At 63.4% G+C, this 24255-nt stretch carries 20 protein-coding genes; 8 read left to right on the top strand and 12 right to left on the bottom strand.

What is annotated here, in order from left to right; all coding sequences use genetic code 11:
* The first annotated feature begins 7 nt into the window (after positions 1-7).
* The 4 genes from AC1DKY_RS02080 to AC1DKY_RS02065 all read left to right on the top strand — a co-directional run bounded on the left by AC1DKY_RS02080 (position 8) and on the right by AC1DKY_RS02065 (position 4646).
* Complete coding sequence (locus AC1DKY_RS02080; protein WP_441602095.1) at positions 8-2104, top strand: DUF802 domain-containing protein; 2097 nt, start codon at positions 8-10, stop codon at positions 2102-2104.
* Positions 2101-2751 (top strand): OmpA family protein, encoded by a 651-nt coding sequence (locus AC1DKY_RS02075; RefSeq protein ID WP_441602094.1) that lies wholly within the window; start codon positions 2101-2103, stop codon positions 2749-2751. The genes AC1DKY_RS02080 and AC1DKY_RS02075 overlap by 4 nt, the downstream gene beginning before the upstream one ends.
* Entirely contained in the window at positions 2741-3382 is a 642-nt protein-coding gene (locus AC1DKY_RS02070) for a DUF2894 domain-containing protein (protein ID WP_441602093.1), read from the top strand. Before AC1DKY_RS02075 ends, AC1DKY_RS02070 begins: the two co-directional genes overlap by 11 nt.
* A gap of 346 nt (positions 3383-3728) precedes the next feature.
* Entirely contained in the window at positions 3729-4646 is a 918-nt protein-coding gene (locus tag AC1DKY_RS02065) for a JmjC domain-containing protein (RefSeq protein ID WP_477179873.1), read from the top strand.
* A gap of 233 nt (positions 4647-4879) precedes the next feature.
* Here the strand turns inward: AC1DKY_RS02065 and AC1DKY_RS02060 are convergent, their stop codons facing one another.
* The 8 genes from AC1DKY_RS02060 to AC1DKY_RS02025 form a co-directional block, all read right to left on the bottom strand.
* Positions 4880-6307 (bottom strand): apolipoprotein N-acyltransferase, encoded by a 1428-nt coding sequence (locus AC1DKY_RS02060; protein ID WP_441602091.1) that lies wholly within the window; start codon positions 6305-6307, stop codon positions 4880-4882.
* On the bottom strand, positions 6291-6875 hold the full coding sequence (locus AC1DKY_RS02055) for a TetR/AcrR family transcriptional regulator (protein WP_441611351.1): 585 nt from the start codon (positions 6873-6875) through the stop codon (positions 6291-6293). The genes AC1DKY_RS02060 and AC1DKY_RS02055 overlap by 17 nt, the downstream gene beginning before the upstream one ends.
* A 103-nt stretch (positions 6876-6978) precedes the next feature.
* The gene (locus AC1DKY_RS02050; RefSeq protein ID WP_441602089.1) at positions 6979-7740 is read right to left on the bottom strand and encodes an ABC transporter permease; all 762 of its coding nucleotides are present in this window, start codon (positions 7738-7740) and stop codon (positions 6979-6981) included.
* Positions 7737-8684, bottom strand: a complete 948-nt coding sequence (locus tag AC1DKY_RS02045; protein ID WP_441602088.1) for an ABC transporter ATP-binding protein — start codon at positions 8682-8684, stop codon at positions 7737-7739. The genes AC1DKY_RS02050 and AC1DKY_RS02045 overlap by 4 nt, the downstream gene beginning before the upstream one ends.
* 165 nt (positions 8685-8849) lie before the next feature.
* On the bottom strand, positions 8850-9236 hold the full coding sequence (locus AC1DKY_RS02040; RefSeq protein WP_441602087.1) for a DUF1090 domain-containing protein: 387 nt from the start codon (positions 9234-9236) through the stop codon (positions 8850-8852).
* A 98-nt stretch (positions 9237-9334) separates the two neighbouring features.
* Positions 9335-10120: an alpha/beta fold hydrolase gene (locus AC1DKY_RS02035; RefSeq protein WP_441602086.1), complete on the bottom strand. Its 786-nt coding sequence runs from the start codon at positions 10118-10120 to the stop codon at positions 9335-9337.
* Positions 10121-10245: 125 nt separating this feature from the next.
* Positions 10246-10590, bottom strand: coding sequence for an FxLYD domain-containing protein (locus AC1DKY_RS02030; protein WP_441602085.1), 345 nt, complete (start codon positions 10588-10590; stop codon positions 10246-10248).
* 123 nt (positions 10591-10713) lie between these two features.
* Positions 10714-11619, bottom strand: coding sequence for a LysR family transcriptional regulator (locus AC1DKY_RS02025; RefSeq protein WP_441602084.1), 906 nt, complete (start codon positions 11617-11619; stop codon positions 10714-10716).
* Positions 11620-11839: 220 nt separating this feature from the next.
* Here AC1DKY_RS02025 and AC1DKY_RS02020 point away from each other — a divergent pair, with 220 nt between their 5' ends.
* The 3 genes from AC1DKY_RS02020 to AC1DKY_RS02010 all read left to right on the top strand — a co-directional run bounded on the left by AC1DKY_RS02020 (position 11840) and on the right by AC1DKY_RS02010 (position 15000).
* Entirely contained in the window at positions 11840-12541 is a 702-nt protein-coding gene (locus AC1DKY_RS02020) for an SDR family oxidoreductase (protein WP_441602083.1), read from the top strand.
* Positions 12542-12797: 256 nt separating this feature from the next.
* Positions 12798-14300, top strand: a complete 1503-nt coding sequence (gene pdxR, locus AC1DKY_RS02015; protein ID WP_441602082.1) for a MocR-like pyridoxine biosynthesis transcription factor PdxR — start codon at positions 12798-12800, stop codon at positions 14298-14300.
* Positions 14301-14475: 175 nt separating this feature from the next.
* Positions 14476-15000 carry a hypothetical protein gene (locus AC1DKY_RS02010; protein WP_441602081.1) on the top strand — a complete coding sequence of 175 codons (525 nt, stop codon included), beginning with the start codon at positions 14476-14478 and terminating at the stop codon, positions 14998-15000.
* A gap of 60 nt (positions 15001-15060) precedes the next feature.
* Here AC1DKY_RS02010 and AC1DKY_RS02005 read toward each other — a convergent pair whose 3' ends face one another.
* The 4 genes from AC1DKY_RS02005 to AC1DKY_RS01990 form a co-directional block, all read right to left on the bottom strand.
* Positions 15061-15711, bottom strand: a complete 651-nt coding sequence (locus AC1DKY_RS02005; RefSeq protein WP_441602080.1) for a uracil-DNA glycosylase — start codon at positions 15709-15711, stop codon at positions 15061-15063.
* Between the two features lie 68 nt (positions 15712-15779).
* Complete coding sequence (locus AC1DKY_RS02000) at positions 15780-16256, bottom strand: LysR substrate-binding domain-containing protein (RefSeq protein WP_441602079.1); 477 nt, start codon at positions 16254-16256, stop codon at positions 15780-15782.
* A gap of 29 nt (positions 16257-16285) precedes the next feature.
* On the bottom strand, positions 16286-17806 hold the full coding sequence (locus tag AC1DKY_RS01995; protein ID WP_441602078.1) for a tetratricopeptide repeat protein: 1521 nt from the start codon (positions 17804-17806) through the stop codon (positions 16286-16288).
* Positions 17807-18285: 479 nt separating this feature from the next.
* Positions 18286-18966 carry a hypothetical protein gene (locus AC1DKY_RS01990; protein WP_441611356.1) on the bottom strand — a complete coding sequence of 227 codons (681 nt, stop codon included), beginning with the start codon at positions 18964-18966 and terminating at the stop codon, positions 18286-18288.
* Between the two features lie 912 nt (positions 18967-19878).
* On the opposite strand from AC1DKY_RS01990, the gene AC1DKY_RS01985 reads away from it, so the two are divergent.
* A complete protein-coding gene (locus AC1DKY_RS01985; protein WP_441602076.1) occupies positions 19879-24231 on the top strand; it encodes a hypothetical protein in 4353 nt (1450 codons plus the stop codon).
* Positions 24232-24255: the final 24 nt, after the last annotated feature.

Raw genomic sequence — 24255 nt, 5'->3', positions numbered from 1 at the left:
GGTAGTCATGTTCAGAAATCTTCTTCATCTCGCCGTGTTCGTTGCCGGCCTTGTCGCGGTGTGCTGGATCGGCGCCGGTTACATCGGTTCCAATCCGCTGGGCGCTGCCGTCGCGGGTTTGATTGGCCTGTGCTATCTCGCCGGTGCGCTGGAGTTGCATCGCTATCGGCAAGCCACGGCAACGCTGACGCAGGCGGTGACGGCGCTGTCCGCCGCGCCGGCCAGCCTTGCTGACTGGCTCAGCAGCCTGCATCCGAGCGTGCGCAACGCGACGCGCCTGCGCGTCGAAGGCGAGCGCGCGGCCATGCCCGTGCCGTCGCTCACGCCGTATCTGGTCGGCTTGCTGGTGCTGCTGGGCATGCTCGGCACCCTGCTCGGCATGATGGCGACGCTGCGCGGCACCGGCATCGCGCTGGAAAGCGCGACCGATCTGCAGGCCATCCGCGGCTCGCTCGCCGCGCCGGTCAAGGGCCTGGGCTTTGCGTTCGGCACGTCGATTGCCGGCGTCGCCAGCTCGGCCATGCTCGGCCTGCTCTCCGCCCTGTGCCGCCGCGAGCGCCTGCAGGCCGTGCAGCTGCTGGACGCGAAGATCGCCACCACGCTGCGCGTGTACTCGCAGAGCCATCAGCGTGAGCAGGCTTTCAAGCTGCTGCAGCAACAGACCGAGCTGATGCCGACCCTGGTCGATCGCCTGCAGACGATGATGGCGACCATCGAGCAGCAGAGCGTCGCTGCAAACGAGCGCCAGCTGGCCGGGCAGGAAGCGTTCCACGCGCGTACCGAAGCGAGCTACACCCGCCTCGCCGCTTCGGTGGAAACGTCGCTGAAGGACAGCGTGAGTGAAAGCGCCCGTGCCGCTTCGTCGGCATTGCAGCCCATCATGACGGCCACGATGGACGGTATCGCGCGCGAGACCGTGTCGCTGCACGATCAGGTGAATCAGGCCGTGCAGCAGCAACTGCAGGCGCTGACCCGCGGCATGGAGACCACCACCACCACGGTCGCCGAGCTGTGGAACGCCGCCCTGGCGGAGCATCGCGGCACCAACGAAGCACTGACTCACGACCTGCGCGGCTCACTGCAGCAATTCACCGACACCTTTGAACAACGCTCGGCCGGCCTGCTGGACAACGTCTCCGCACGCCTGGACGCCACCACCCACGGCGTTGCCGACGCCTGGAAGCAGGCGCTGTCGCAGCAGCAGGACGCCAATGGCGAACTCGCCGCGCGCAATCAGCAGGCCTGGGATACGGCCGCGGCAAGTTTCGAACAACGCGCCGCATCGCTGGTCGAGCTGATGCAGCAATCGCATGCGCAGCTGCAAGCCACGCTGGAATCGCGCGATCACGAACGACTGGCCGCCTGGTCGCAGGCGCTCGGCGCCATGACCGACACGCTGGGCACGCAGTGGGCGCAGGCGAGCGAGCATGCCGCGAGCCAGCAGCAGACCGTCTGCGATGCACTGGCGCGCACCGCCGCCGACATCTCGGCACAAACCCAGTCGCACGCCAGCGCCACCATCGCCGAGATCTCCCGCCTGGTCGAGGCCGCCTCCGAAGCACCCAAGGCCGCCGCCGAAGTGGTTGCCGAGCTGCGCCAGAAGCTGTCCGAAAGCATGGTGCGCGACACCGCCATGCTGGAAGAACGCAGCCGCCTGCTGGCCACGCTGGAAACCCTGCTCGATGCGGTAAACCACGCATCCACCGAGCAGCGCACCGCCGTGGACGCACTGGTGGTCACCTCGGCCGACCTGCTGGAGCGCGTCAGCACGCGCTTCACCGACCATATCGAAGCGGAGACCGGCAAGCTCAACGCCGTGGCCGCACAAGTCACCAGCAGTGCCGTCGAAGTGGCGAGCCTGGGCGATGCGTTCGGCGCGGCGGTGCAGTCGTTTGGTCAATCCAACGAGGCACTGATGGAACGCCTGGAGCTGATTGCCAGCGCGCTGGACAAGTCGGTCGCGCGCAGCGACGAGCAGCTCGCTTACTACGTGGCCCAGGCGCGGGAAGTGATCGACCTGAGCATGCTGTCGCAGAAGCAGATCATCGAAGACATGCAGCAGCTTGCCAGCCAGCGCGCCGCGATCGAGGCCGAAACGGCATGATCGACGACCTGGAAGGCGAAGCCGAATCGAGCGCCACGATCTGGGCCGCCTTCGGCGACCTGATGTCGGTGTTGCTGGGCGCGTTCGTGCTGATCCTGGTCGGCGTGATCGGCATGCAGTTGCAGCTGTCGAGCCGGCTGGATGAAGAGGTCAAACAGCGCCAGGCCGAAGCGCAGCGTCGCCAGACGCTGGAGCAGGCCTTGGCAGGGCCGCTGGCCGCCGGACGCGTCACTCTGGTCAATGGGCGCATCGGTATTCGCGGCAGCGTGTTGTTTGCCTTGAACTCCGATCAGTTGCAGCCGGAAGGACGCGACCTGTTGAAGAGTCTTGCCAGTCCACTGGCCGGCTATCTGAAATCGCGCGACGAAATCCTGATGGTCAGCGGCTTCACCGACGACCGCCAGGTGCGCGACGGCAATAAGCAGTTCGCCGACAACTGGGAACTGTCGGCCGAGCGCGCGCTCACCGTCACCCGCGCCTTGATCGCCGAAGGCGTGCCTGCGTCATCGGTATTCGCCGCCGCCTTTGGCGCGGAGCAACCGGTAAGCACGAATACAAACGACGAAGGCCGCGCCAAGAATCGCCGCGTGGAAATGGCGCCAATGCCGCGACCGTCGAATGCCAACGTGGCTGCCCATGAGCCCTGATGCGGCGACCGCTCGCGCGAAGTTAGCCGCGTGGCGTGAACAAGGCGCCGACCGGCTCGATCCCATGCGCTTTCACGTGATGGAAGCGCTGGCAACGCGCGCGTCCAGGCACGAAGGCAAGACGCGGCACATCCTCGATGCTCGCCTGGCCGAACTGATCGAGGCGTACGCGCACGAACTGGGCAATGCGGCGCCCGGCGCGAACACCGATCAGGCGACGACAGGTGCGCCAAGTGCGCTGAATGATCTGCTCGCCCATATCGAAACGGGCATAGCGGCGCGCCTTGAGCACGCCGCCACTCGTGAAGCACTGCCAGGCGCCAGCTATCCCACGCTGGAGATGCTCGATCAGTTCAAGAGGCTCTGGTCCACGCTGCGCACCACCAGCCAGATGCGGCAGTCGCTGGAACAGGTGCCGGAGAATGCGGGCCCCTTGAACTCCGGCGCGCTGGTGCATCGTTCCATCGCACTCATGCGCGAACTGTCGCCGGGTTATCTCGAACAATTCCTCTCGTACGCGGACAGCTTGTCGTGGATCGAACAGATCAACGCAAACGCACCGACGACGAGTGATGCCGCGCGTGCGCCAAGCACCCGCAAACGCGCCAAGGCGAAGCCGCGCGCAAGCTGATTGCCAGTCACCAGCGTAGCCACAAGTGACGCACGGTTGTATCAGCAACGCTTATCGACAGATACGCGCAAGCTAGCTTTTTTAAGGCGTTGAACCGCGATTTTCAGCACGCACCATGCGCGTCGCCATCGTTGCGCGGCGAAACTATTTTCGCCTTTCCTGACGCCAGGCGATCGAGTGCAATCTCTTGCGACGATGCACGTACAGCCATCCCGGAACGTAGTTTCTTTCACGGCGTATTGCGTTTAGACGCCTGCTCGCTGGCGATGCCTCAGCGTATAAATATTCATCACAGGGGCCACACATCACACGCGACGCATGCGCTCGCAAGGGTTGGGGGTCCGCTATGAGTGAAAGCACAAAAACGTTTATCGAGATGGATTGGGACGCGTTTGATCCATGGCGCATCCAGCCGCTGAAACACTGTCTGACTGACCACCCGCTGTTGCAGACCGAACAGCTGGTGGAACTTGGCAAGCGCTGTCGCGGCACCAAGCTCTGGTACGCGTTCAACAGCAATGTCAGCGCCGGCACCGACTTCGACGACGCTGCCAGCTTGTTTCCCACTGCCAAGTCGGCGGTCGATTCGCTACGCGATATCAGCGCGGCGAAGGCGTGGGTGCTGCTGCGGCACATCCAGGCGGACCCGCGCTATCGCGAGCTGGTCGATGCGGTGATCAATCCGATCAAGCCCCAGATCGAGCGCAAGGATCCCGGGCTTTACTACCGCGCGGGCTGGATCTTTTCCGCCTCGCCCAATACAGCCACGCCTTTCCACATCGATCGCAGCCACGTGCTGCTGTTGCAGGTGCGTGGCACCAAGACCGTCTATGTCTGGGACGCCGATGACACCGCCGTATGCAGCGACCGTGCTCGCGATTGCTTTCACATGCGTCACGATTTGAGCCGCACGCTGTGGAGCGAGGAGTTCCGCCAGCGCGCACACGTGTTCAAGCTGGGGCCCGGCACGGGCGTATACATGCCGCTGACCAGTCCGCACATGGTGGAGACCAGCGACGAGTCGTCCACCACCATCAGCTTCACCTACAACACCGACGCCACGCGCAGGAACGCCAAGGTGCATGTGATGCGCGAGATGCTCTTCCGGCTCGGCATGACGCCGCCGGACTATGGCAGGAACCACGTGTTTGATCGGGCGGCATACGCCGCGGCGTCAGCCATCGTGGTGTGTCGCGGCCCGGGTGGGCATCCACCCGCCTGCCCTTCTCTGCTTCACAAGAGCGCGTACGCCGTCGCGGATTAGCTGCGCCGCGGGGTGGCCAACCTCCGCCATAGGCCAGAAAGCAGAGGCCAGCTCCCGCGCTAAAACGTAATTTCCTGCTGATCGGGGCGAAGCTGATATCCGCCGCGAGGGCAACGGGCGAATGCACGCCGGCGGGGAGATCCCCACCTGCTGAAGACTACGTAATTTTGCGCGAACCGGACGACGGTCTGCCGCGTGCCATCAATTCCGGTGCGGAAGCGGCGCTAAGTGTTTCATCGCTGCGACACGGACGGTCGCAGCGCGAATGCAAGGCATGCGGCCAGGCCCAACATATCGAGCCAGGCAAACCAGTCGCCCCAGCGGCCGTAGAGCGTGCGTGTTTCACGCAACGGCAGCTCACCGACCAGTTCGGCGTCGTGTTGCTCGCTGGACGCTTCGGCGACCACGCGGCCGCGATCATCGCTCAGGGTGAGCCGGCCGGAACGAGGTGCACGCGCCACGGCAAAGCCGTTTTCCACGCCGCGCATGATGGCCATGCGTCCGTGCAGCCAGCCGTCGATGCTGAAATCCCATGCCGGCACCAGCAGCAATTGCGCATGGCGCGCGGCGTAGGCGCGGCCAATGTCGTGGAAGTCCATGTCCTTGCATACCGCCAGACCGATCCGCGGCCCGTCGCCAAGCATGGTGTAGCCGCTGCCCGGCGTGTACTGACGCTCGAAGCCCGGTATCAGGTGCTGCTTGCTGTAGGTTGCCGGCGACGCCGCTGCCGGTTGGAACACCGCCAGCATGTTGCGTTCGGCGCGGGGATCACCCTTGAAGTCGATGCCGGCCGCCACGGTGATGCCACGCCGCGTCGCCAGCTGCGCCAGCGCAGGAAGGTTGGCATCGGGCGTGGCGAACGAGGTTTCGGGTATCAGCACCAGATGCGCGCCCTGGTCCGCGAGACGACTCACGGCATCGACATAGCGCGCTTGCAGGGCCTGGCCATCGGCATCCGCCAGGGCGGGACGGATCGGCTTTTCCAGCGACACCAGGCCGATGCGCATCGTAGACACGGCTGGCGCCTGCAACCGCCAGCCGCCATAGGCAAGCGACACGGCGAGCACGACGGCGGTCGACACCGCCACGATCAAGCGGTCTCGTTTTGCAGCCCGCGGTGCGAGCAGCACGGCGATCGCGGTGGGCACCAGCAACACCAGGAAACTGATACCCCAGAGTCCGGCGACTGCGGCCACCTGGAGGATGGGCAGGGCATCCATCTGGGTGTAGCCGATGCTGCCGAAGGTGCCGTGCGGCGAAAGCAGGCTGCTGATGTATTCGATGGCAAGCCAGGCGGTCGGCACCGCCAGCGTCGCCAGCAAGCTGCTGCCACGCAGCAGCAATCGACGAAACAGCAGCACGCACAAAGCGAGCGCCACGCCCGGCATGCCGATGGCATACGCAATGAACGGCAGCGGCAAACCGATGTAGTGGTGCAGGTAGTCCCACTGGTTGAAGCCACCGGTCGCGAACGCAGCGAAGGCAGCGAGTGCAGCCACGGGCGCACGCACCCTCGGCGCGAGCCACAGCACCGGCAGCGGCGCCAGCCAGGTAAGCCACCACAGCGGTTGCACGCCGCTGCCATACCACCAGCACAGGGCAGCCAGCGCTGTCGCGCCCAGCCAGGTCAGAAGAGCGGAACCATCAAGCCTTGATGCCATGGATCAACCTCTCCATCGATTGCAGATAGAAAGCGCGGAACGCCGCCTCGTCGAAACTGAAACGACCGGCGCGATAAAGGGCGACCAGACCGTGCTGCTGGGCCCAAAGGGCCATGGCGACATCGTGCGGGTCGTCTTGCTTGAGCACGCCCTTGGCCATCCCTTCGGCCACGGTGTCGACCACGACATTGAAGGTGGGCGACAGCCCGGCGCGGAAATCCTCGGGATAACGGCGTGCGTCGTCGCGGCGCACCGAGAAGGCGTGATCGAACAGGTGTGGGTGCGCCAACGCGTAATCGAGATAAGGGCCAGCCAGCGCCATCAGTCGCTTCATCACGTCGCGGCTCTTCCCGCGATGCGCCTCCCACTCATGCGCGACGGCCTTGAAGCTGTCATCGGACAGCTGCTTCAGCAATGCATCGCGAGTCGGGAAGTGCCGATAAATCGCCATCGGGGTGATACCCACCGCCTCGGCGACGCGGCGCATGGTCACTGCGTCGGCGCCTTCGCGATCGAATAGCCGATGCGCGGCCTTGAGGATTTTTTCGGCGGTGGTGAGGCGGCTCATGTATACACTGTATACATGACGGACGGGACGAGGCAATGGCCCAGACGTCACGGCCCGGGCACTTGGAACTTCCAGCATATCGGGGCGGCGGCCCGCCCCGGACTCAGGAGCGCAGCTTGTATCCGGTGCGGAAGATCCAGGCCACCGCCACGGCGCACAGCAGCAGAAAGCCCAGGGTCATGCCTGCGCTCAACACCACGTTGACGTCGGAGTGTCCGTAGAAGCTCCAGCGGAAGCCGCTGATCAGATAAACCACCGGGTTGAACAGCGCGACCTTCTGCCAGAACGGCGGCAGCATGCCGATGGAATAGAACGCGCCGCCAAGGAAGGTGAGCGGCGTCACCACCATCAACGGGATCACCTGCAGTTTCTGGAAGTCATCCGCCCACAGGCCGATGATGAAACCGAACAGGCTGAAGGTCACCGCCGTCAGCAGCAGGAACACGATCATCCAGCCCGGATGCAGGATGCTGTACGGCACGAAGAAACGCGCCGTCACAAGGATCAGCAGCCCGAGCATCACCGACTTGGAAGCGGCCGCGCCCACATAGCCCAGGATCGCCTCCAGCGCTGACACCGGGGCGGAAAGCAGTTCATAGATGGTGCCCGACCACTTGGGCAGATAAATGCCGAACGAGGCGTTGGAGATGCTCTCGTTGAGCAGCGACAACATGATCAGGCCGGGAATGATGAAGGCGCCATAGCTGGTGCCCCCGATCTCGCCCATGCGCGAGCCGATTGCCGTGCCGAACACAATGAAATACAGCGACGTCGACAACACCGGCGACACGATGCTCTGGGTCAGGGTGCGGAAGGTGCGGGCCATCTCGAAGCGGTAGATGGCGCGGATCGCGGGGAGATTCATGGCGCACCCCGCACGAGGCTGACGAAAATATCTTCGAGCGAACTTTCCAATGTATGCAGGTCCTTGAAGTCCACGCCGCGCTCGGCCAGCTTGCGCAGCAGTTCGGCAATGCCGGTGTCTTCGCTCTGGGCGTCGAAGGTATAGATCAACGTGGCGCCGTCGTCGGCCAGCTCCAGGCCGGTTGCATCCAGGCCCTCGGGCAGCGCCTGCATCGGCGTCTGCAGCGTGATGGAAAGCTGCTTCTTGCCCAGCTTGCGCATCAGTACATCTTTTTCTTCCACCAGGATCAGCTCACCGCGCGTGATTACACCCACGCGGTCGGCCATTTCCTCGGCCTCCTCGATGTAGTGCGTGGTGAGGATCACGGTGACGCCGGTTTCGCGAAGCCCGCGCACCATCTGCCACATGTCGTGGCGCAGTTCCACATCGACGCCGGCGGTGGGTTCGTCCAGGAACAGGATGCTGGGCTCATGCGCCAGCGCCTTGGCGATCAGCACGCGGCGCTTCATGCCCCCGGACAGGGTCATGATCTTGGCGTCCTTCTTTTCCCACAGCGACAGTGCACGCAGCACTTTCTCGATATGCGCGTCGTTGCGCTCGCGCCCGAACAGGCCGCGGCTGAATCGCACCGACGCCCAGACCGTTTCAAAGGCATCGGTGGATAGTTCCTGCGGCACCAGGCCGATCTTCGAGCGCGTCGCGCGATAGTCGCGCAGCACATCGTGACCATCCACCGTCACGTTGCCGCCGCTGGGTTTGACGATGCCGCAGATGATGCTGATCAGCGTGGTCTTGCCTGCACCATTGGGACCGAGCAAGGCAAAGATCTCGCCACGCCGTATGTCCAGATCGATCGCCTTCAGCGCCTGGAAGCCGCCCTTATAGGTCTTGCTGATGCCTCGTATGGAAACGGCTTGCTGGGTCAGGTGGGACGAGTCGTTCATGGGGTTCCTTGGTTCGAACGCAGCTCAACCATGAGGATTCTAACCCCGACATTCAATGGCCACGTGACACGAAAGGTTCGCTTGCAGGCATGAGGCGCCGCGCTTCATGCGACTGCGCCTCGGCGGGAGCGGCGTCCACTCCGGTGCTGGCAAGATCCCGCGGGATCAGTGCAAGGCCTCGGCATCCATCATGGCCTGCTGGAGTTGGGCATGGGCTTCGTCCGCCTTGCGCTGGCGGTCCGCCATCTTGTCGGCGCTCTTGCCCTGCTCCCTGGCTTCCTGCAACTCCTGATCCCGCGCGACCACCTTCTGCTGCGCCTTGGCCACCTTTTGTTCGGCATCGGTGCGCAACGATTCATCCGAGCAATGCGCTTTCACTTGCGCCAAGGCGGTCTGCAGTCCTTGCACGCGCGAGGCGTTGCCGTGGGCCTGGGCATAAGTGATTTCCTGCTCGATCGATTGGCGCTTGGCATCGCAACCGCCCGACTGGGCGAGCAGTACAGCTGGGCACAGGGAAGCGGCAAGAAGGGCCAGCGAGGTGACGACTTTCATGGGCGACTCCTGGAGTGATCGAGGGGAGCGCCAACGCAGCGGCGCCCTTCCTCATGGTCCATTCGTCGAGTGATCGTAATGTGTTCGCCGCGCCCTGCTCAGCCTGTGAGCACTCGCTCGGCATACGCCTTGAAGGCAGCGGAGACGGCCGCCGGTTGATCGATCCACGGGAAATGACCGGCATCCGGGATCGCCGCCGTCATCACGTTGGGCGTGTTGTAGCGCGCGGCCGACCATCCGCGCTGGCTCACGATCCGGTCGCATTCGCCCCACAGGCGCAGCACCGGTATGTCGAGCGGCCACCAGCTGGCCGCATAGGTGTGATCGAAGTGGGCGTCCGACCATTCCACCGCCGCGCGGTTATAGGGCATGCGCGCCAGCAGGGCGCGCGCCGCTTCCAGCGCTGCGGGCGTGAAGTTCCACTCGGCGGAGGTGACCGCCAAGGTGGTGAGATTCTCGACAGAGGGGTCCTTCGTGTACGCGACGACGGCCTGCTCGAAAGCCGGCAGGGGATCGCGCCTGGTCATCGCCACGTATTGGGCATGCCAGGCGCAATCAGGTGCGGTATCCAGCAAGGCCAGGCCGCGAACCACGCCGCGCAATGCCGGCGCGGCCAGCAGATACATGCCGCCGGTGGAGTGCCCCACGAAAACAGCGTCGCCAACGGCCTGCGCGGCTTCGATCAGCACCTGCGGCCAGTGCGCGAACGGGTCGTCGCTTGCGTGCTCCGTATTCGAACCGTCGCCCGGAAGATCAATCAGCCAGATATGGCCGGGTACGACCATGGCATCGGCCAACTCCTGCAGGCTTTCCGAACCAATGCCGGGGCCGCCGGGCAGCAACAACCAATTGAGCGTGCCGTGCCGCGATGAATGAAGACGCATGCGGACGCCGGAGTCGGTAAAGCGCGTTTCCATGCTTTGCTGTTCTCGAAGGGGGAGCGGTCATTATCGAGCCGTCCGCGAGCGCGGACTTTCCAAATCCCCCGATTCAACCCGCGGCGTGGACGTTACCGCTCCTCGACACGCAGCACGCGCGCCCGGCTCACATTGCCCCGGGCGACCGCATGGAACTTCCACGTCTGCCCGGGCGCGAGGTTATGCACCTGATCCGTCGCACGCCCGATGGCATGACCCATGGCGTCGAACAAGCGGAAGCTCACCCGAGCCGAATGCACCGGCACGCGACCCACGTTGGTCAGCGTGCCCACGACTTTATTGTGCCCCGGCTTCACGTCGCGTTCGACCCGATAAGCACCCAGCCGCACATGCCGCACCGGCGCACCCGCAGCGACGGCCGACGAACTCACCACACATCCAAGCAACACCCACCACACGATCGAGCGACGTTTCATTGCAATCAGGGACAGCACCAGGGACGAAGCGCGCAAGTCTAGATTGATTCGAGCCCGTTGCGCAGTCACTTCGATCACAGCAAGCCAGCGGCGTGGCCGAAGCTCAGCGGGTTGCCATCCGTATCAGGGATGTTGATAGCCGAAGCGCTCGCGCAGTCGCGGCGTGGCGAAATCGATGAAAGCGCGTAGTTTCAGGGGCATCTGCCGCTGGCCCGGATACACCAGGCTCAGCGGCATGGGAGCAGGCTCATAGGCCTGCAGCAAGCGCACCAGCATGCCGGCTTTCAGCAGATGATCGACTTGATCGGCCAGGACACGCACGATGCCGCCATCCTCGGTGGCGGCGATCACGGCGGCTTCGGCCGAATTGACGCTCAGGCGCGATGACACCTTGACCACCCGCGAGGCCTGACCCTCGCCGAATTCCCACATGTCCGCCGCCGAGTAGCCCACGTAAGTGATGCAATCGTGCGCAGCAAGATCTTCGGGTTTCTGCGGGACGCCACGTGCCTGCAGATACGCAGGACTGGCGCACAGCACACGGTCGAGCAGTGCGATGCGCGTGGCTACCAGGGTGCTGTCGGGCAAGGCGCCAAGTCGTACGGCAAGATCGACATGATCCTCCAACAGATGGCTGACCTGATCGCTCAACTGGATGTGCGCGCGAATCTGCGGAGCGCTGCGCAGGAACGCGACAAGCACCGGGACCACGTGATTGCGTCCGATCACTACCGGCGCGCTGATGATCAATTCACCCTGCGGCGCGCGGTATTCACCGGCGGCGGTGCGTTCGACCTGCTCGATGTCTTCCAGAATCTGCCGACAGGAGGCGACGTAATCGCGCCCTGCATCGGTCAGCACGAGTTTCCGCCCACCGCGCAACACCAGGCGGACATTGAGGTGCGCTTCCAATTCCGACACGCGGCGGCTGACGGTGGCCAGCGGCATATGCAGCTGCCGGCTGGCGGCGGAAAGGCTGCCCGCGTCTACCGCCGTCAGCAGCACGGTCATGGCTTCGAGTCGGTCCACGGCCTCTCACCAGATGAAAGGGTGCCTTCCGAATTTACCGTCTAGTGCCCGGATTTGAAAGGATCTAGCCTTTGCGTCCATGCGATGAGCCCTTGAAACACATGCTCCCCTTACGGCGACCGGCCAACCGGGGGACCTCTGGAATTCGTCACGAAACTCATCACGGCCGGGACCGCCTGAGGCGGCATCACTCCCTTTCCCCCATCTCCTGGAGTTTCCTATGAACATCAAAGACGCCACTGTTCTTGTCACCGGTGCCAATCGCGGACTCGGCCTGGTTTTCACCCGCGAGCTGCTCGCCCGCGGCGCCCGCAAGGTCTACGCCGCAGCGCGCGACCCCGCCACGATTACCGAGCCCGGTGTGCAACCTCTGCGGCTGGACGTCACCAACCCGGACGACGTGGCGGCTGCCGCCAAGCTCGCCTCGGATGTGACGCTGGTGATCAACAATGCCGGCATCGCCCAGGCCGGCGGCTTTCTTGCCGAGGACAGCGAAGCCGTCACGCGACGCATCTTCGAGACCAACTTCTACGGCATGCTGAGCATGAGCAAGGCTTTCGCGCCGGTGCTCAAGGCCAACGGCGGCGGCGCCTTGCTCAATGTGCTCTCGGTCGTCTCGTGGGTGAGCGGCGCGATGGCCGCCTATTCAGCCAGCAAATCCGCCGCGTGGTCCCTCACCAATGCGCTGCGCCTCGAACTGGCAGGACAGAACACGCAGGTGACGGCGCTGCATATGGGCTTTGTCGATACCGATCTTGCCCGTGACTTCGATGCCCCGAAGTCGACGTCGGAGGACATCGTCAAGCGCGCGCTCGACGGGCTCGAAGCGGGCGAGGATGAAGTGCTGGCCGATGAGCGCAGCGTGCAGGTGAAGCAAGGCTTGGCAGCAGCGCGGCCCATCTACTTGCCGCCACGCTCCTGAAGTTCGGCATGGAGGTGATCGCCCGCCAGCGCGCAGCCTCCAAGCCTGTTCCAAGGGTGATGGCGCGCGGGATTCGATCACGTGTGGGCTATGGACTTACAACACCGAGCGCCTGAACATGGCGCTCGGTCGTACCTCGATGCAGGATGGTCCCGCTTGCTCCGCGTTGATTGGCAACCGCTGGAAGCGCAGGACCCGCTCCGCTGCAGTAGCTTGTTCACCTCCCCGTGCGCTTGAGCCAGTTCGGAGGCAGTTCGTGGCAAGTGATGTGCTGGATACGAATAGCCTGTTCGAAATTGCTTTCGAACTCCCGCCCAAGGGGAGCCGCCGTTCGGCGGCAGCCGTCTACACGCAATTGCGTGCCGCCATCCTGGATGGTCGCTTGGTCCCTGGGGCCAAACTCCCGGTGGAACGTCAGTCGGCGACCTTTTTCGGCGTCTCAAGAAACACGGTTGCCCGGGCTTATGCGCGACTGGCGCTCGAAGGATGGGTACAGTCCCGGCAAGGCTCGGGAACCTACGTACTGCCCAAGCAAAAACGCCCGCCGCGTGAGCGGCCCTCGACACGGCAAGCGCCCGATCCACGCCTGAATGCGCTGTGGTCGCGACCTGAGCTGGCACAGGCGCTGAATTTCTGGAACGACAGTCAACCGGGAACCTCGACAAGCACCGCGAGGTGTCTGGATTTTCGTCCCGCGCTGGTTGATCCGCGCCTGTTTCCATTCGACATATTCCGCCGGGTCAGCGCCAAGCAACTCCGGCGAATGGAATTGAAGCCTCCCGCCTTCAAGAGCCCGCAGGGCAATCAGGGGCACTACCCGTTGCGGGCAGCCGTTTCGACGCATATCGGCGTGTCGCGTGCGGTTGTCTGCGAGCCCGACGATGTGCTGGTGACCGCCGGCGCGCAACAAGCCTTCGATATGCTCGCCCGAGTGCTGGTGACCCCAGGGGTTACGACAGTCGCCATTGAGGATCCTGGCTATCCACCGATGCGTGCGGCCTTTCTCGCTGCCGGCGCGAAGGTAGTACCCATACCGGTGGACGCGGAAGGACTGGTGGTTCACGCCTTGCCGGACTCGGTACGCATCGTGTGCGTTTGTCCGTCGCACCAGTTTCCGTTCGGCGTCTCCATGTCGATGCGGCGGCGATCGGCATTGCTCGACTTTGCCCGCAAGCATGGCGCGGTCATCATTGAGGACGATTACGACGGAGAGTTCCGCTACGACGGCGCTCCGCTGCAGGCGCTGCGTTCAACGGCCACCGCGAATGAGGTGTTCTATGTGGGAACCTTCTCCAAGTGCATGTTTCCCGCATTGCGCCTGGGCTTCATCGTGGCGCCCCCATGGGCCATGTCGGCGCTGGTCACGGCCAAGAACTGTCTCGACTGGCATTGCCCGACCTTGACGCAAATGGCCGTCGCCCGTTACATCGCGGACGGCCACCTGGCGCAACATGTACGCAAGCTCCGTGATGTGTTTCGAAAGCGCAGAGATCTACTGGTCGACATCCTCCGAGCGGATTTCTCCGAAGAACTATCGCCGATGCAGTCGCACTACGGCATGCACGTGTCGGCGTCCGCGACGCAACCCCATCGCTTGGAACGCGTCACGGCACGATTGTCGGAGTCCAACGTGCATTTGCATTCCTTCGAGCGCTATTTCTTCGGCTCGCCAACATCGGAAGGACTGGTATTCGGCTACGGGGCGGTTGACCTCAACGATATCGAACAAGGGCTCAAGGCGCTGCGCCGCGTGCTCTAGCCACGCCCGGTCGTTCGCTACCTGGCGCCCCGCGTCCAACTCGCGCCCATCGAAGTGGACCACGCGAGTTTCTCCTCATTGGCCCCACAGGAACGATCGGTTTTCCCTAGAGTCACGCCTCAGGCTTGGCTAAATGGAGAAAACGATGACGTGGAGACTGCAATTAGGTGGAGGCATGCTGGCAGGTGTCCTGGCCTGCCTGTCCCTGAGTGCAAGGGCCGAAACGCCGCGCGACGGGTCCCATGACTTCGACTTCGCTCGCGGTGCGTGGCATACGCACGTGACGCAAGTACTCGACCCATTCGAAGGCGGGACTCACACGGTCACCATGGACGGCACCAAGACGGCGCGGCCGGTCTGGAATGGCCGCGCATGGCTGGAGGAGATCGAGGCCGACGGCCCGGATGGACACTGGGAGGGCGCCACGCTCTTCGTCTACAACGCCAAGGCCGGGCAATGGAGCCAGACCTACATAGACGGCGATACGGGAGCGTTCGAGGCTCCCACGACTGGCAGCTTCAAGGACGGTCGCGGCGAGCTATACGGCACGTCCGTCTATAAGGGACGTACCGTGCTGGTGCGTGGCGTCTGGTCGGACATCACCACCAACTCCCACCGCTTTGAAATTGATTACTCCAGGGACGGCGGCCGAACCTGGGCGACTTCGTTCAAGGCGTACTTGACGCGGGTCAAGCCATAGCGCGGATCCAACCGTGCTTCTCATGGTCGAAAGCGTTCGCGCGGCACGTCGCCCTTGCCATCAGAGTTGCTGCGCCACCAAGGCAAGTCCGGCGCGGAACATCGTCGCGCCACCATTGGAAGGATGGCGGATCTTGTCGGCGTGTACGCCCAGCTTGCGCAGCGAATCGGCGGCGACATTGCCCACGGCCACCACGGTCACGCCAGGCAACGCAGCCATCAGTTGCTGCAGCAGTGCCGCGCCCATGGCCTTCTCCGCTTCGTTGGGCGCACGGTTCGACAAGGGCGTCGCGCCGTGCGGATGCCATGGGAAGGCGCCCCACAGGACGGTGTGATCCATCAAACCTTGTTCACGCAGCGCGTGCCACACGATGGTGGACGATGGCTCGCGCCAGGGTAGCCGCCGCGAAGTAAGTCGGCCGTGCAACTTTCCGATACGCGGCACGCCATCCTCCAGCAGCAGAGCCTCGGAGGTGAACGGGCAACCGGTGATCCGTGTGCCTTGATAGCCTGGCGCCTCGCCGACCAGCAGCAACCTCGGTGCAGGAGCAGACAGATGCAGCCTCAGGCGTTCGCGGCGGCCTTCGATCGCGGCGGGAGCAATGTCGTCGCTGGAGATAGCGTTCCACGGATCGAAGACGTGCGGTATACCGGCGGTCGGCGCCGAGTAGAGTGCTTCCAGGAAGGCTTCGATCTTCGCAGTAGTGCGCATGGCCATAGGCATAAGGCTTAGTGATCTTCCACGAGCGCCATCCGACGCGCCATCCAGTCCATCCGACTTTACGCCCTGATCGCCTCGATCAGTGCTCTCAAACCCGCCGACTGATGTTTGCGACTCGGAAAGTAGAGGAACAGATTTTCCTCCGTCGTGCACCAATCCTCCAGGCAGTATCGAAGTCGACCATCGGCGATATAAGGCGCAGCGCGATCCTCCCACTCATAGGCAAGCCCTACGCCTTGCGCCGCGGCATCGACCATCAGTTCCTGGCTGTCCAGGGCGAGTGGTCCATCGACGTCCACCTGGATGGCTTCGCCCGCCTTGGTGAATTCCCAACCAAAGATGGCGCCGCTGGGAAAGGCGTAGCGAATGCAGAATGTCGTTGCGTTCCTGGCTTCCGATGACGCGCCGTTTGTTTCGGGGCATGGATTGCTGGTGGATGGTGGTTGGTCGATCGCCTGATCGCTTGCAGCACCAATGCACTGCATCCCGAGCAGCACCGATGTGTGCTGCTCGACGCGCGCTGAAAATGCGATCAATGGCCTTTTGAGCTGCTATCCGTTGCGCGTCACAGCCGCTCCATGCGCAGCCACGATGGATCACCGAGCCATGCGCGCTGAAAAGCCGCTCGCGCCGCGGCCGCTTCGCTTTGATGGCCCAGCGCATCTTCGCTTTGGGCCAGTCCATACAACGCCCAGCCGTTCTGCGGCGTTTGCTGCAGCGCTGCCTGGAATGCTCGGCTGGCTTCCTCAAATCGCCCCGCTCCGAACAAAGCCGCGCCAAGCGACTGGCTGACCGGGTAGTACCAGTACGCGGGCTCCTGATAGGGAATCTTGCGCTCGAGCGTGATGGCTTCGCGATAGTGATCCGCTGCCTCGTCGAAGCGGCCTTGCGCGTGCGCAAATCTGCCACGCGCGACAGCTTCGGCAAGCAGAAGGAGATCGGGTGCAGGTACCCCCTGCTCGATCATCGGCGCGAACGCATCGGAAGCACGCAGCGCGGCGAGCGCCCTCAGTTCGCTGTCGAAGGCGGCACGATCTTGTCGCTGGGCATGGGCGACTGCGCGTGAGTAATGGCGCATGGCTACCGCATAGGGAAGACGCGCATCCGCCGGTGGCATGGCGAGTATCGCCTCGGCTTGCGCGAACTGCGCCATCGCCAGATAAGGCGCAGCATCGATCGCCTGCACCCAGGCAATGCGCGCGGACGTCTCCGGATCGAGCACGGTACGCAGTCGACCGGCCTCGCGGATAGCGGTGTCCATGTCGCCGGCCATCTGGGCCGAGGCGACGATGAAATGGATGTTGTGCGGGTAGTAGCCGTAACGCACCAGGCTGTGGTCATCGGTACGGCGAATCAGCCCTTCGTCGGATCGGGCCGCCGCAACGTTGACCCTCATGGCATCGGCATATCGCCCCGTCAATGCATAGATATGCGCCGGCATGTGGACGAGGTGTCCCGCGCTCGGAGCGAGCGGTTGCGCCAAACGATCCGCAGCCGCTTCGGCGCGGCGTGGATCGGCGCTGTTCTCCATGAGATGGATATAGAGGTGAGCCGCCTGCAGGTTTTCCGGATGGCGGGCAAGCACCTTCTCGATCAACGCAACGGCCTCACCGCTGCGCCCTACGGGCGTTCGCTTGTCGGCTTCCCAGTAGTTCCATGGGCTGGTATCCATCGCCGCTTCCGCGGCGAGCACCGCGACGTCGTCGTCGTTCGGAAAGCGACGCGCGACATCCAGCATGGCGTCGGCATAGGCCGCATCGAGCACGGCACGATCAGCCTTCGCATCGCGAGAGTAGCGGCGCGCAATGGCGTCGATCAGCGCCTGCTCAAGTGGCGATGCGTGCGCGCGAAGTGCGAGCGCCCGATCCATCGCAGCCAGCGCGCTGGTCCGGTCGCGATCGTCCATCGGAGCATTGATATTGGGTCCCAGCGCGAGTGCCTCGCCCCACCAGCACATCGCGCAACCCGGATCGAGCCGCTGCGCCTCCCTGAATGAGCGCACCGCTCCCGCGTGATTGAAACCGTAGGTGAGGACCAAGCCCTGATTGAAGTAGCGCCTGGCCTGCTCGCTACGCGTCGTGATCAAGAGCCGAGATCCTGTGAGATCGGCGAAGAGCGGCATGGGCGCCGATGCAACGCCCGCTGGCCCGGCAACAGCCGATGCAAATGCCAGGTGGCGCGTCAGAGACCATGTGGCCGACCCGCTGCCACACATCGCAGTGGCCAGCAGAGCAGGATCAAGAGTCCTTGCTTGGGATAGATAAGACGTGACAAGCGACGAACTGGTGAGTGCAACACCAGCCCCGGCGAGTACTGCGTACTTCAACAACTTGCGCATGGCCAAGGCTCCGTAGAGGAACGTAGCCTGGTCAGGTTACTCGGTCTGCCGGGGGCGTAAATAACCAGAAAGAGAGATCCGCAAATGCGAGGGGCAACATGGGTAGTGGCATCCATGCCGCTGGCTGATTTCAAAGACGGCTGAACGAAATCGACGATTGAAACGGGGATCAGGTTGAGTTCCTCACTGCCCTTCGATCGCGGAACTTAAGCTGACCCCGTTCCTGGTCAGGCGAGGCCGGACAGTCCGTAATTGAAGATCCGCTGTCCTGCTTCTTCTGCTGCATGCTTCAGCGTCGCGACCTCGCTCAAGCGAGCCGCTCGAATCAGCGTTGCGCCCAACACGAGCGATTCCTCTGGACGAGGCGGGCGGGGTTCGCCCGGGTCGTGAGGTTTCGGCAGACCTGGAAGCGGGATGACGGTGCCGCACCAGTCCTCAGAAAACTGGCGCAGCAGACTGGCACCCTGCTCACCACCGGCCTCACGCGCGCGCCGCAGCGCGACGAATGCCAAGGCTCTCGCAAATCCAATTCCACCAGCCTTCGGGGGCAGTGGCTGAGGATTGAGCGCTACAAGATCGCTCAATAACCCGCCGCCATGCCAGTTGGGATGAGGTCTCTTACCCCCGGCGGTGAGTTCATTGTCGAAAAGGCCGTTCAACCCCGCCAGTGCGGCAAGGATCGCCCTGAGAGGTGGCCCCGGATGTGGCCCTACGGGACTGTTCTTCCACCAGTCATCGTCCTCCGTGCTTGCTGCTCTGCGCCAGGGTTCGGGATGTGGCCCCTCGTTGAGCGCATCCCTGATCCATGGTCCCCACGGCCCGACCGGACCGGGATCATCCGGGTTGGGATAGAACGCATCGGTCAGGCGATTGACCAGCGCAATCAATCGAATGTCATTTGCTTCCATTGACGTTCTCCAGAGAATTATCAGGACGTTCTGCCAGACGGCTATCCCATTTCCTTGCGCATTCGAGATCGCCGCTCGATCCAGCGCGCTCCACCGTGCCGTGCCAGCAGGCAACGGGGAACGCGAGTGCTCACGCATCCGCATTTGGGGCGACCGTGAAAGCCGGGCAGGAGACATTCACGAATACCATTCGTCATCTTCTGTACGCGCTCCACGGGCACGTGACACTGCCATATCAGCGACGTCGGAGTAATCCGTGAAACTACGCGCTTTACTTAGGATGAAAGGCATAGACAAATCCGCGACCGACGTTGAGGCATGCAGCTGCAACTTCGATAAATCAAAGCTGGCCACATCGCGTCGCCACACCGTCGAATACGCGGCGCCAGTCGCTTTTTGAGCTGCCGAGGCTCAAGCATTGCCTTGCAAGAGCCGATGCAAATCACGAACGTTTAGCCGTCCGTGTTTGTTCGGCATCAGATACTGCCGCGATGCTATGGGCTTGCGTCTCCGCCAGCCCTGACTTCAAAGTTCGACGCCACCTTAACCTCGGCTACCGTAGGCTCTTGCGCCGGGGTGTTCGCGGGGGCGCTGTTCGCTTTCGGTCCCGCTGGGGTACGCAGCCGACATCGGCTGTCGCGAAGTGGATTCGTTTGGAATGACTGGCTTGGTTTGCTGACTTGGTCGGCACGGTTTCGTGTTGCCTGAACCACGGTCCGCCGTAATGCCGGTCCATACCATCTGGCGTGGGAGATTGGGCGGGGAACACTGGGAAGCCGTGATCGAACGGCTAGGCAGACATGAACCGATGCACGTCCCGCATGGCGTGCGTGGGGAACGTTTGCGGTGCGCTCCGATGCCTATGAATGATCTTCCGTTCCGATGGGAGTCTTTCACGACGGAGGGACGGTCATGCCCAGCAAGACGCGACGCGGCGCCACCATCCAGCGCGACCTGGCCGAGTTGGCCAACGATCCGCGATTTGTCGCCGGCTTCGAGCGCGCGCAGCTCAAGCGCGTGGAACCCATCGTGGGCGGCATCGCCGCGATCGTGGATATCGGGCAATCGGTGATCCGCTCCGATGACTTCCTTTCGATCAATTTCTCGTTGATCAACCTGGACGTGGTCGCGCCCGATGGACACGGCCCGGCCACGCTCAAGGCGAGACAGGGCAAGACTGGCTACATCGTGCTGCGCTTTGCGCCGCAATCGATCTCGGAAGAGGTGTATTACCAGGCGCCCACCGGCAGCATCAAGGACAGGGACCCCCAGTGCCCGCCGACTTCGCCTCCTGCGAACATGGCCGGCGAGCCGCCGCGTTTCCCGCCCATTCCTTCGCGCATTGCCAACGGCAGCCGCGCCGTGTTCCGCTACGACGCCAAGCTGCTGGCCGATGCCAACATGCTGCCGGTGCCTTACACCTTGCAAGGCATACTTGAAGCCTGCCTGCATCTTCCCCTGAGCATCACCGCGAATGCGGCCCGTGGTCCTGCGCGGCGCATCGTGGTCGGTCCACTCACCGGTGTGCTCCAGAAACGCCAGCGCGCCGCTTTCGCCGCGCTCACGCCGGGTCAACAGGCACGCACACTCGCCACGACGCTGCGCAACCTGCGCATTGTGCAGAACGGGGGACCGGAAGGCCTGCATCTGCTGTTGCGTCGCGCCGAACTGCGTGCCGACCAGCTCGCCGTGCCCGCCGAACAAGCTGGCACGGAGGTCCTCGAACCAGGCAGGCCGGTGGCCGGCACGGTTCGGCCCGCTGCGCATCAATCGCTGCACAGCGCATCTGCCATGGCGCTGTATGGCGTGGTCGGATCGGCGGGTCTGGAGGTCACGAAGATACCTCCGTCCTGGTATTTACTTCCGCCCATCCCTAGCCTGCCCACCGCCACGCAAACATCGCTGGAGCTGCCGTATCGGCTGATTCTTTCGCCTAATGAGACCGGCCGCTTCGTGCATGCCATCACTTCGCAGACCTTCACTCCGACGGGCTGCACGCCGCTCTGGCATACGCGGCTGGGCTGCCTGGACGGCACGACCGGCGTCTTCAAGGAAGGCCCGAACAGCGGCACGCAAGTGCGCGCCATATGGGCACGCTTCGGGCCGCAATCGGTGCCGTCCACATTTGATCCCGGCATTCCCAAACCCACCACCACGCCCGCGCCGAACGCGGTTCCGTTCCGCATGACGCTGGACGACCGCGACCGCTTCAACATCGTCCACGAGTCGAGCAACTTCCGTATCTCAGACGGCAACCAGGAACCCATCGAATGCCATCGGCTGATGCTGTCTGCGCTTGGCGGCTGGCTGGATGCACGCGGTGCGTGGAAGGTGCCGCACGGACTGTCGGTGGAAGAATGGGTGCACCAGGCAACGCAAGCGCGCGACCACTACGTGAAGGTGGTCTACAAAGGCTACCTCTGCCCGTTTGGTCATCAGGTCTCGCTGGTAAAAGTGAGCGAGCGCAAGTTCCATCACGACCGACCCGGCAATCCTGCTTATCTGCGCCAGCGAACCTTCATCATCGTGCGCGAGCCGGTGCACAGCTATCCCACGATGACGATTCCATCGAGCGATGCCCTCCCCGGCGTCGCCGACTCCGCCTATACGCGGTATTTCCATCGCCAATTTCCCTTTAGCCAGATCCGTTGCCTCACCCATGTCACGCCTGATCTGCAGAATCCGGGCGGCAAGGACGTTGATGACAAGGACATGCAGATGTTCTGGCCTTGCGTCGATAAGGACACGCCGTTCCGGTTTCGCTTTGTGGGCACCGACTTGGATGGCAAGCACGTCGCATTCGAGATGCCGGGCATCTTCATCGACAACTCACTGGCCAATCCGTCGCCCGACGGCGATCGCAGCGACGCAGAAACGAACTTCGATAAAGTCCAGGCCGACTGGTACACCGACGACAATAAGCCATGGCGCAAGGCGACTACGCACCGGCAACGTGTCTGCATGGCGCCCAGCCAGAAGCACGGCGACACGTCCTGCGAACTGGAGGAGATCGAGTTCGGCATGGAGGTGCGTCAACTGCGCCATGATCCGGCGACGCGTACCGGGCCGCTGACCTATCCCTCGATCCAGCAGGCCACCGCCTTCATCCCCTCGCTCACCTACCTCACCGGCGGCACGACCGGCAGTGAGCTCCACTGGAACAAGCAGTATGCCGCGCGTCGAAACGACTTCGACAAAGGCGAAGTGTTTGCCGATATCAAAAATGGCCCTGACCTGGACTTCACCAGCAAGGGCGACCGTTCGGGCGGTTTCGTGCAACCCAACTTGCGTCCCTCCGGCATGTCACGCCTCGCCGGTCCCTTCGCGGGCGATGTCGCCGCCTTCAACAGCGGGGCCTTCGATGGCTCGCAAGCCTTCAGCGCCATCGTCAACCCCGTGCTGTTCGGCTGCATACCGCTGGGCGAATTGCTCAACCTGGTGAACATCGATACGGACGGCATCGACAGGCTGCCGAAGTTCGTCTCCGAAGCGGCTGACGCGTTGCAAGACTTCATCGGCGCCCTGGGCAACACCAACGACCTGCTCGGTCAGCTCGAGGGCATGGCCTCATCGGCCGCGCAGTCGGCGCTGGAGCAGGCCATCGACCTGGCCTTCAAACAGATCAAGCCGCAGATCCAGGCGCTCGATGCCACCACCGCCACCCTGGCCGGCAAGCTCGATCAGGCCGCGGGCGCGGGCAAAGGCCTGATCAACGCGATCAAGGCGGCCGATGCATTCAAGCCGCCAGCGAGCGGACTCACCACCGCGCTCAACAACATGCAGGGCGAGCTGGGCAATTTGCTGGCGGCAGTAAACCTGCGCATCACCCAGTTGCCAGGCAGCGGACTTTCCACCGCCGTGCAGAATGTCGTGCAGCAACAGCTCGTACCGATACGCACTCGCGTCGCGCAAATCCAGGCGCTAGTCGATGACATCAGGCGCATTCCGGCCATGGTGGGTCCCGCTGAGGCACTGTTCAACGCGGTGTCCAAGTTGCTTGTTCAGCCCGAGCAATTGCCCGACCTGCTGGCGAACACGACTGATCTGAAGAACAACATCGACGCCGTGGGCAACGCGTTGACGGACTTCCAGGCGGCGTTCGACAAGATCAACCTCTTCGCCGGCGGCGTGCGCGGGACCGTCGACAGGATCGCCATCACGCTGCGCTCAATCACCGATAAAGCGGCGGACATCACGCAGTTGCTTTCCTCGCTGCTTGGCGACGAGATCACCGTGCGTTTTGACTGGCACCCCATCATAAAGCCCTGGCCTGAGCCGTCCAACACGCTGTACGGCCCGCTGGGTACGCTGTTCCAGCCGCGCGACAAGGATGCCTTCATCGTGGCGGTCGAGGCCAAGGTGAAGAAGAGCACCGGCGAGGCGCATGTGAAGGTGCTCTGCGGCCTGCGCGCTTTCGACCTGATCCTGTTGGGCGAGAAGCTGGGCTTCATGAAGCTCGCGTTCGAGAAGATCGAGTTCCGCGCGGATTCCTCGGCCAAGATGGACGTGGACGTGAAGTTCGACGGCATCCACTTCATCGGGCCATTGAAGTTCGTCGAAACATTGAAGGACCTGATTCCGCTGGATGGCTTTTCCGATCCGCCGTCGCTGGACATTTCACCGAAAGGCATCGACGCGAGCTTCTCGATGGCCCTGCCGAACCTGGCCGTCGGTGTGCTCAACCTGAGCAATCTCAGTCTGGGCGCTGGCTTCACGGTGCCCTTCATCGGCCAGCCGTTGTCGGTGCGCTTCAACTTCTGCACACGCGAACAACCGTTCTGCCTCACCGTCTCGATGTTCGGTGGTGGCGGTTTCTTCGGCATCACCATCGATCCGCACGGCGTGCAATTGATGGAGGCGGCCTTTGAGTTTGGCGCCGCCATCGCGGTGGACTTCGGCGTGGCTTCCGGCGGCGTGCATGTGATGGCCGGCATCTACTTCCGCATGGAAAAGGATGCCTGTCAGCTGGCGGGCTACTTCCGCCTGGGCGGCAATGTGAGCGTGCTGGGCATCATCTCGGTGTCGATCGAGCTTTACCTGGCGCTGAGCTACGACAGCGGCACCGGCAAGGCCAAGGGCGAGGCCACGCTGACCATCGCGGTGAGCCTGTTCATGTTCTCGGTCAGCGCAGCCATCCACTGCGAGCGCAGCTTTGCCGGTTCCAACGGCGATCCATCGTTTGCCGCATTGATGGGGCCGGAAGCCGGGCCCGTCACCGACGACTCGAAGTATCCCTGGCACGACTACGTCGACGCTTTCGCCTGAGCGAAAGGAACCACGCTCGCAAGG

This window comes from Dyella sp. 01N448 (assembly GCF_056399225.1).
Note: the sequence above shows the minus strand (reverse complement) of the source record. Positions and strands in the feature narration are given on the sequence as shown.

Coding starts and splice junctions, on each gene's coding strand:
- AC1DKY_RS02010 (WP_441602081.1), top strand. CDS start 14,476: ATGCTGGCAGGTGTCCTGGCCTGCCTGTCCCTGAGTGCAAGGGCCGAA.
- AC1DKY_RS02040 (WP_441602087.1), bottom strand. CDS start 9,236: ATGAAAGTCGTCACCTCGCTGGCCCTTCTTGCCGCTTCCCTGTGCCCA.
- AC1DKY_RS02070 (WP_441602093.1), top strand. CDS start 2,741: ATGAGCCCTGATGCGGCGACCGCTCGCGCGAAGTTAGCCGCGTGGCGT.
- AC1DKY_RS02020 (WP_441602083.1), top strand. CDS start 11,840: ATGAACATCAAAGACGCCACTGTTCTTGTCACCGGTGCCAATCGCGGA.
- AC1DKY_RS02080 (WP_441602095.1), top strand. CDS start 8: ATGTTCAGAAATCTTCTTCATCTCGCCGTGTTCGTTGCCGGCCTTGTC.
- AC1DKY_RS02045 (WP_441602088.1), bottom strand. CDS start 8,684: ATGAACGACTCGTCCCACCTGACCCAGCAAGCCGTTTCCATACGAGGC.
- AC1DKY_RS01985 (WP_441602076.1), top strand. CDS start 19,879: ATGCCCAGCAAGACGCGACGCGGCGCCACCATCCAGCGCGACCTGGCC.
- AC1DKY_RS02050 (WP_441602089.1), bottom strand. CDS start 7,740: ATGAATCTCCCCGCGATCCGCGCCATCTACCGCTTCGAGATGGCCCGC.
- AC1DKY_RS02035 (WP_441602086.1), bottom strand. CDS start 10,120: ATGCGTCTTCATTCATCGCGGCACGGCACGCTCAATTGGTTGTTGCTG.
- AC1DKY_RS01990 (WP_441611356.1), bottom strand. CDS start 18,966: ATGGAAGCAAATGACATTCGATTGATTGCGCTGGTCAATCGCCTGACC.
- AC1DKY_RS02065 (WP_477179873.1), top strand. CDS start 3,729: ATGAGTGAAAGCACAAAAACGTTTATCGAGATGGATTGGGACGCGTTT.
- AC1DKY_RS02060 (WP_441602091.1), bottom strand. CDS start 6,307: ATGGCATCAAGGCTTGATGGTTCCGCTCTTCTGACCTGGCTGGGCGCG.
- AC1DKY_RS02030 (WP_441602085.1), bottom strand. CDS start 10,590: ATGAAACGTCGCTCGATCGTGTGGTGGGTGTTGCTTGGATGTGTGGTG.
- AC1DKY_RS02005 (WP_441602080.1), bottom strand. CDS start 15,711: ATGCGCACTACTGCGAAGATCGAAGCCTTCCTGGAAGCACTCTACTCG.
- AC1DKY_RS02075 (WP_441602094.1), top strand. CDS start 2,101: ATGATCGACGACCTGGAAGGCGAAGCCGAATCGAGCGCCACGATCTGG.
- AC1DKY_RS02055 (WP_441611351.1), bottom strand. CDS start 6,875: ATGAGCCGCCTCACCACCGCCGAAAAAATCCTCAAGGCCGCGCATCGG.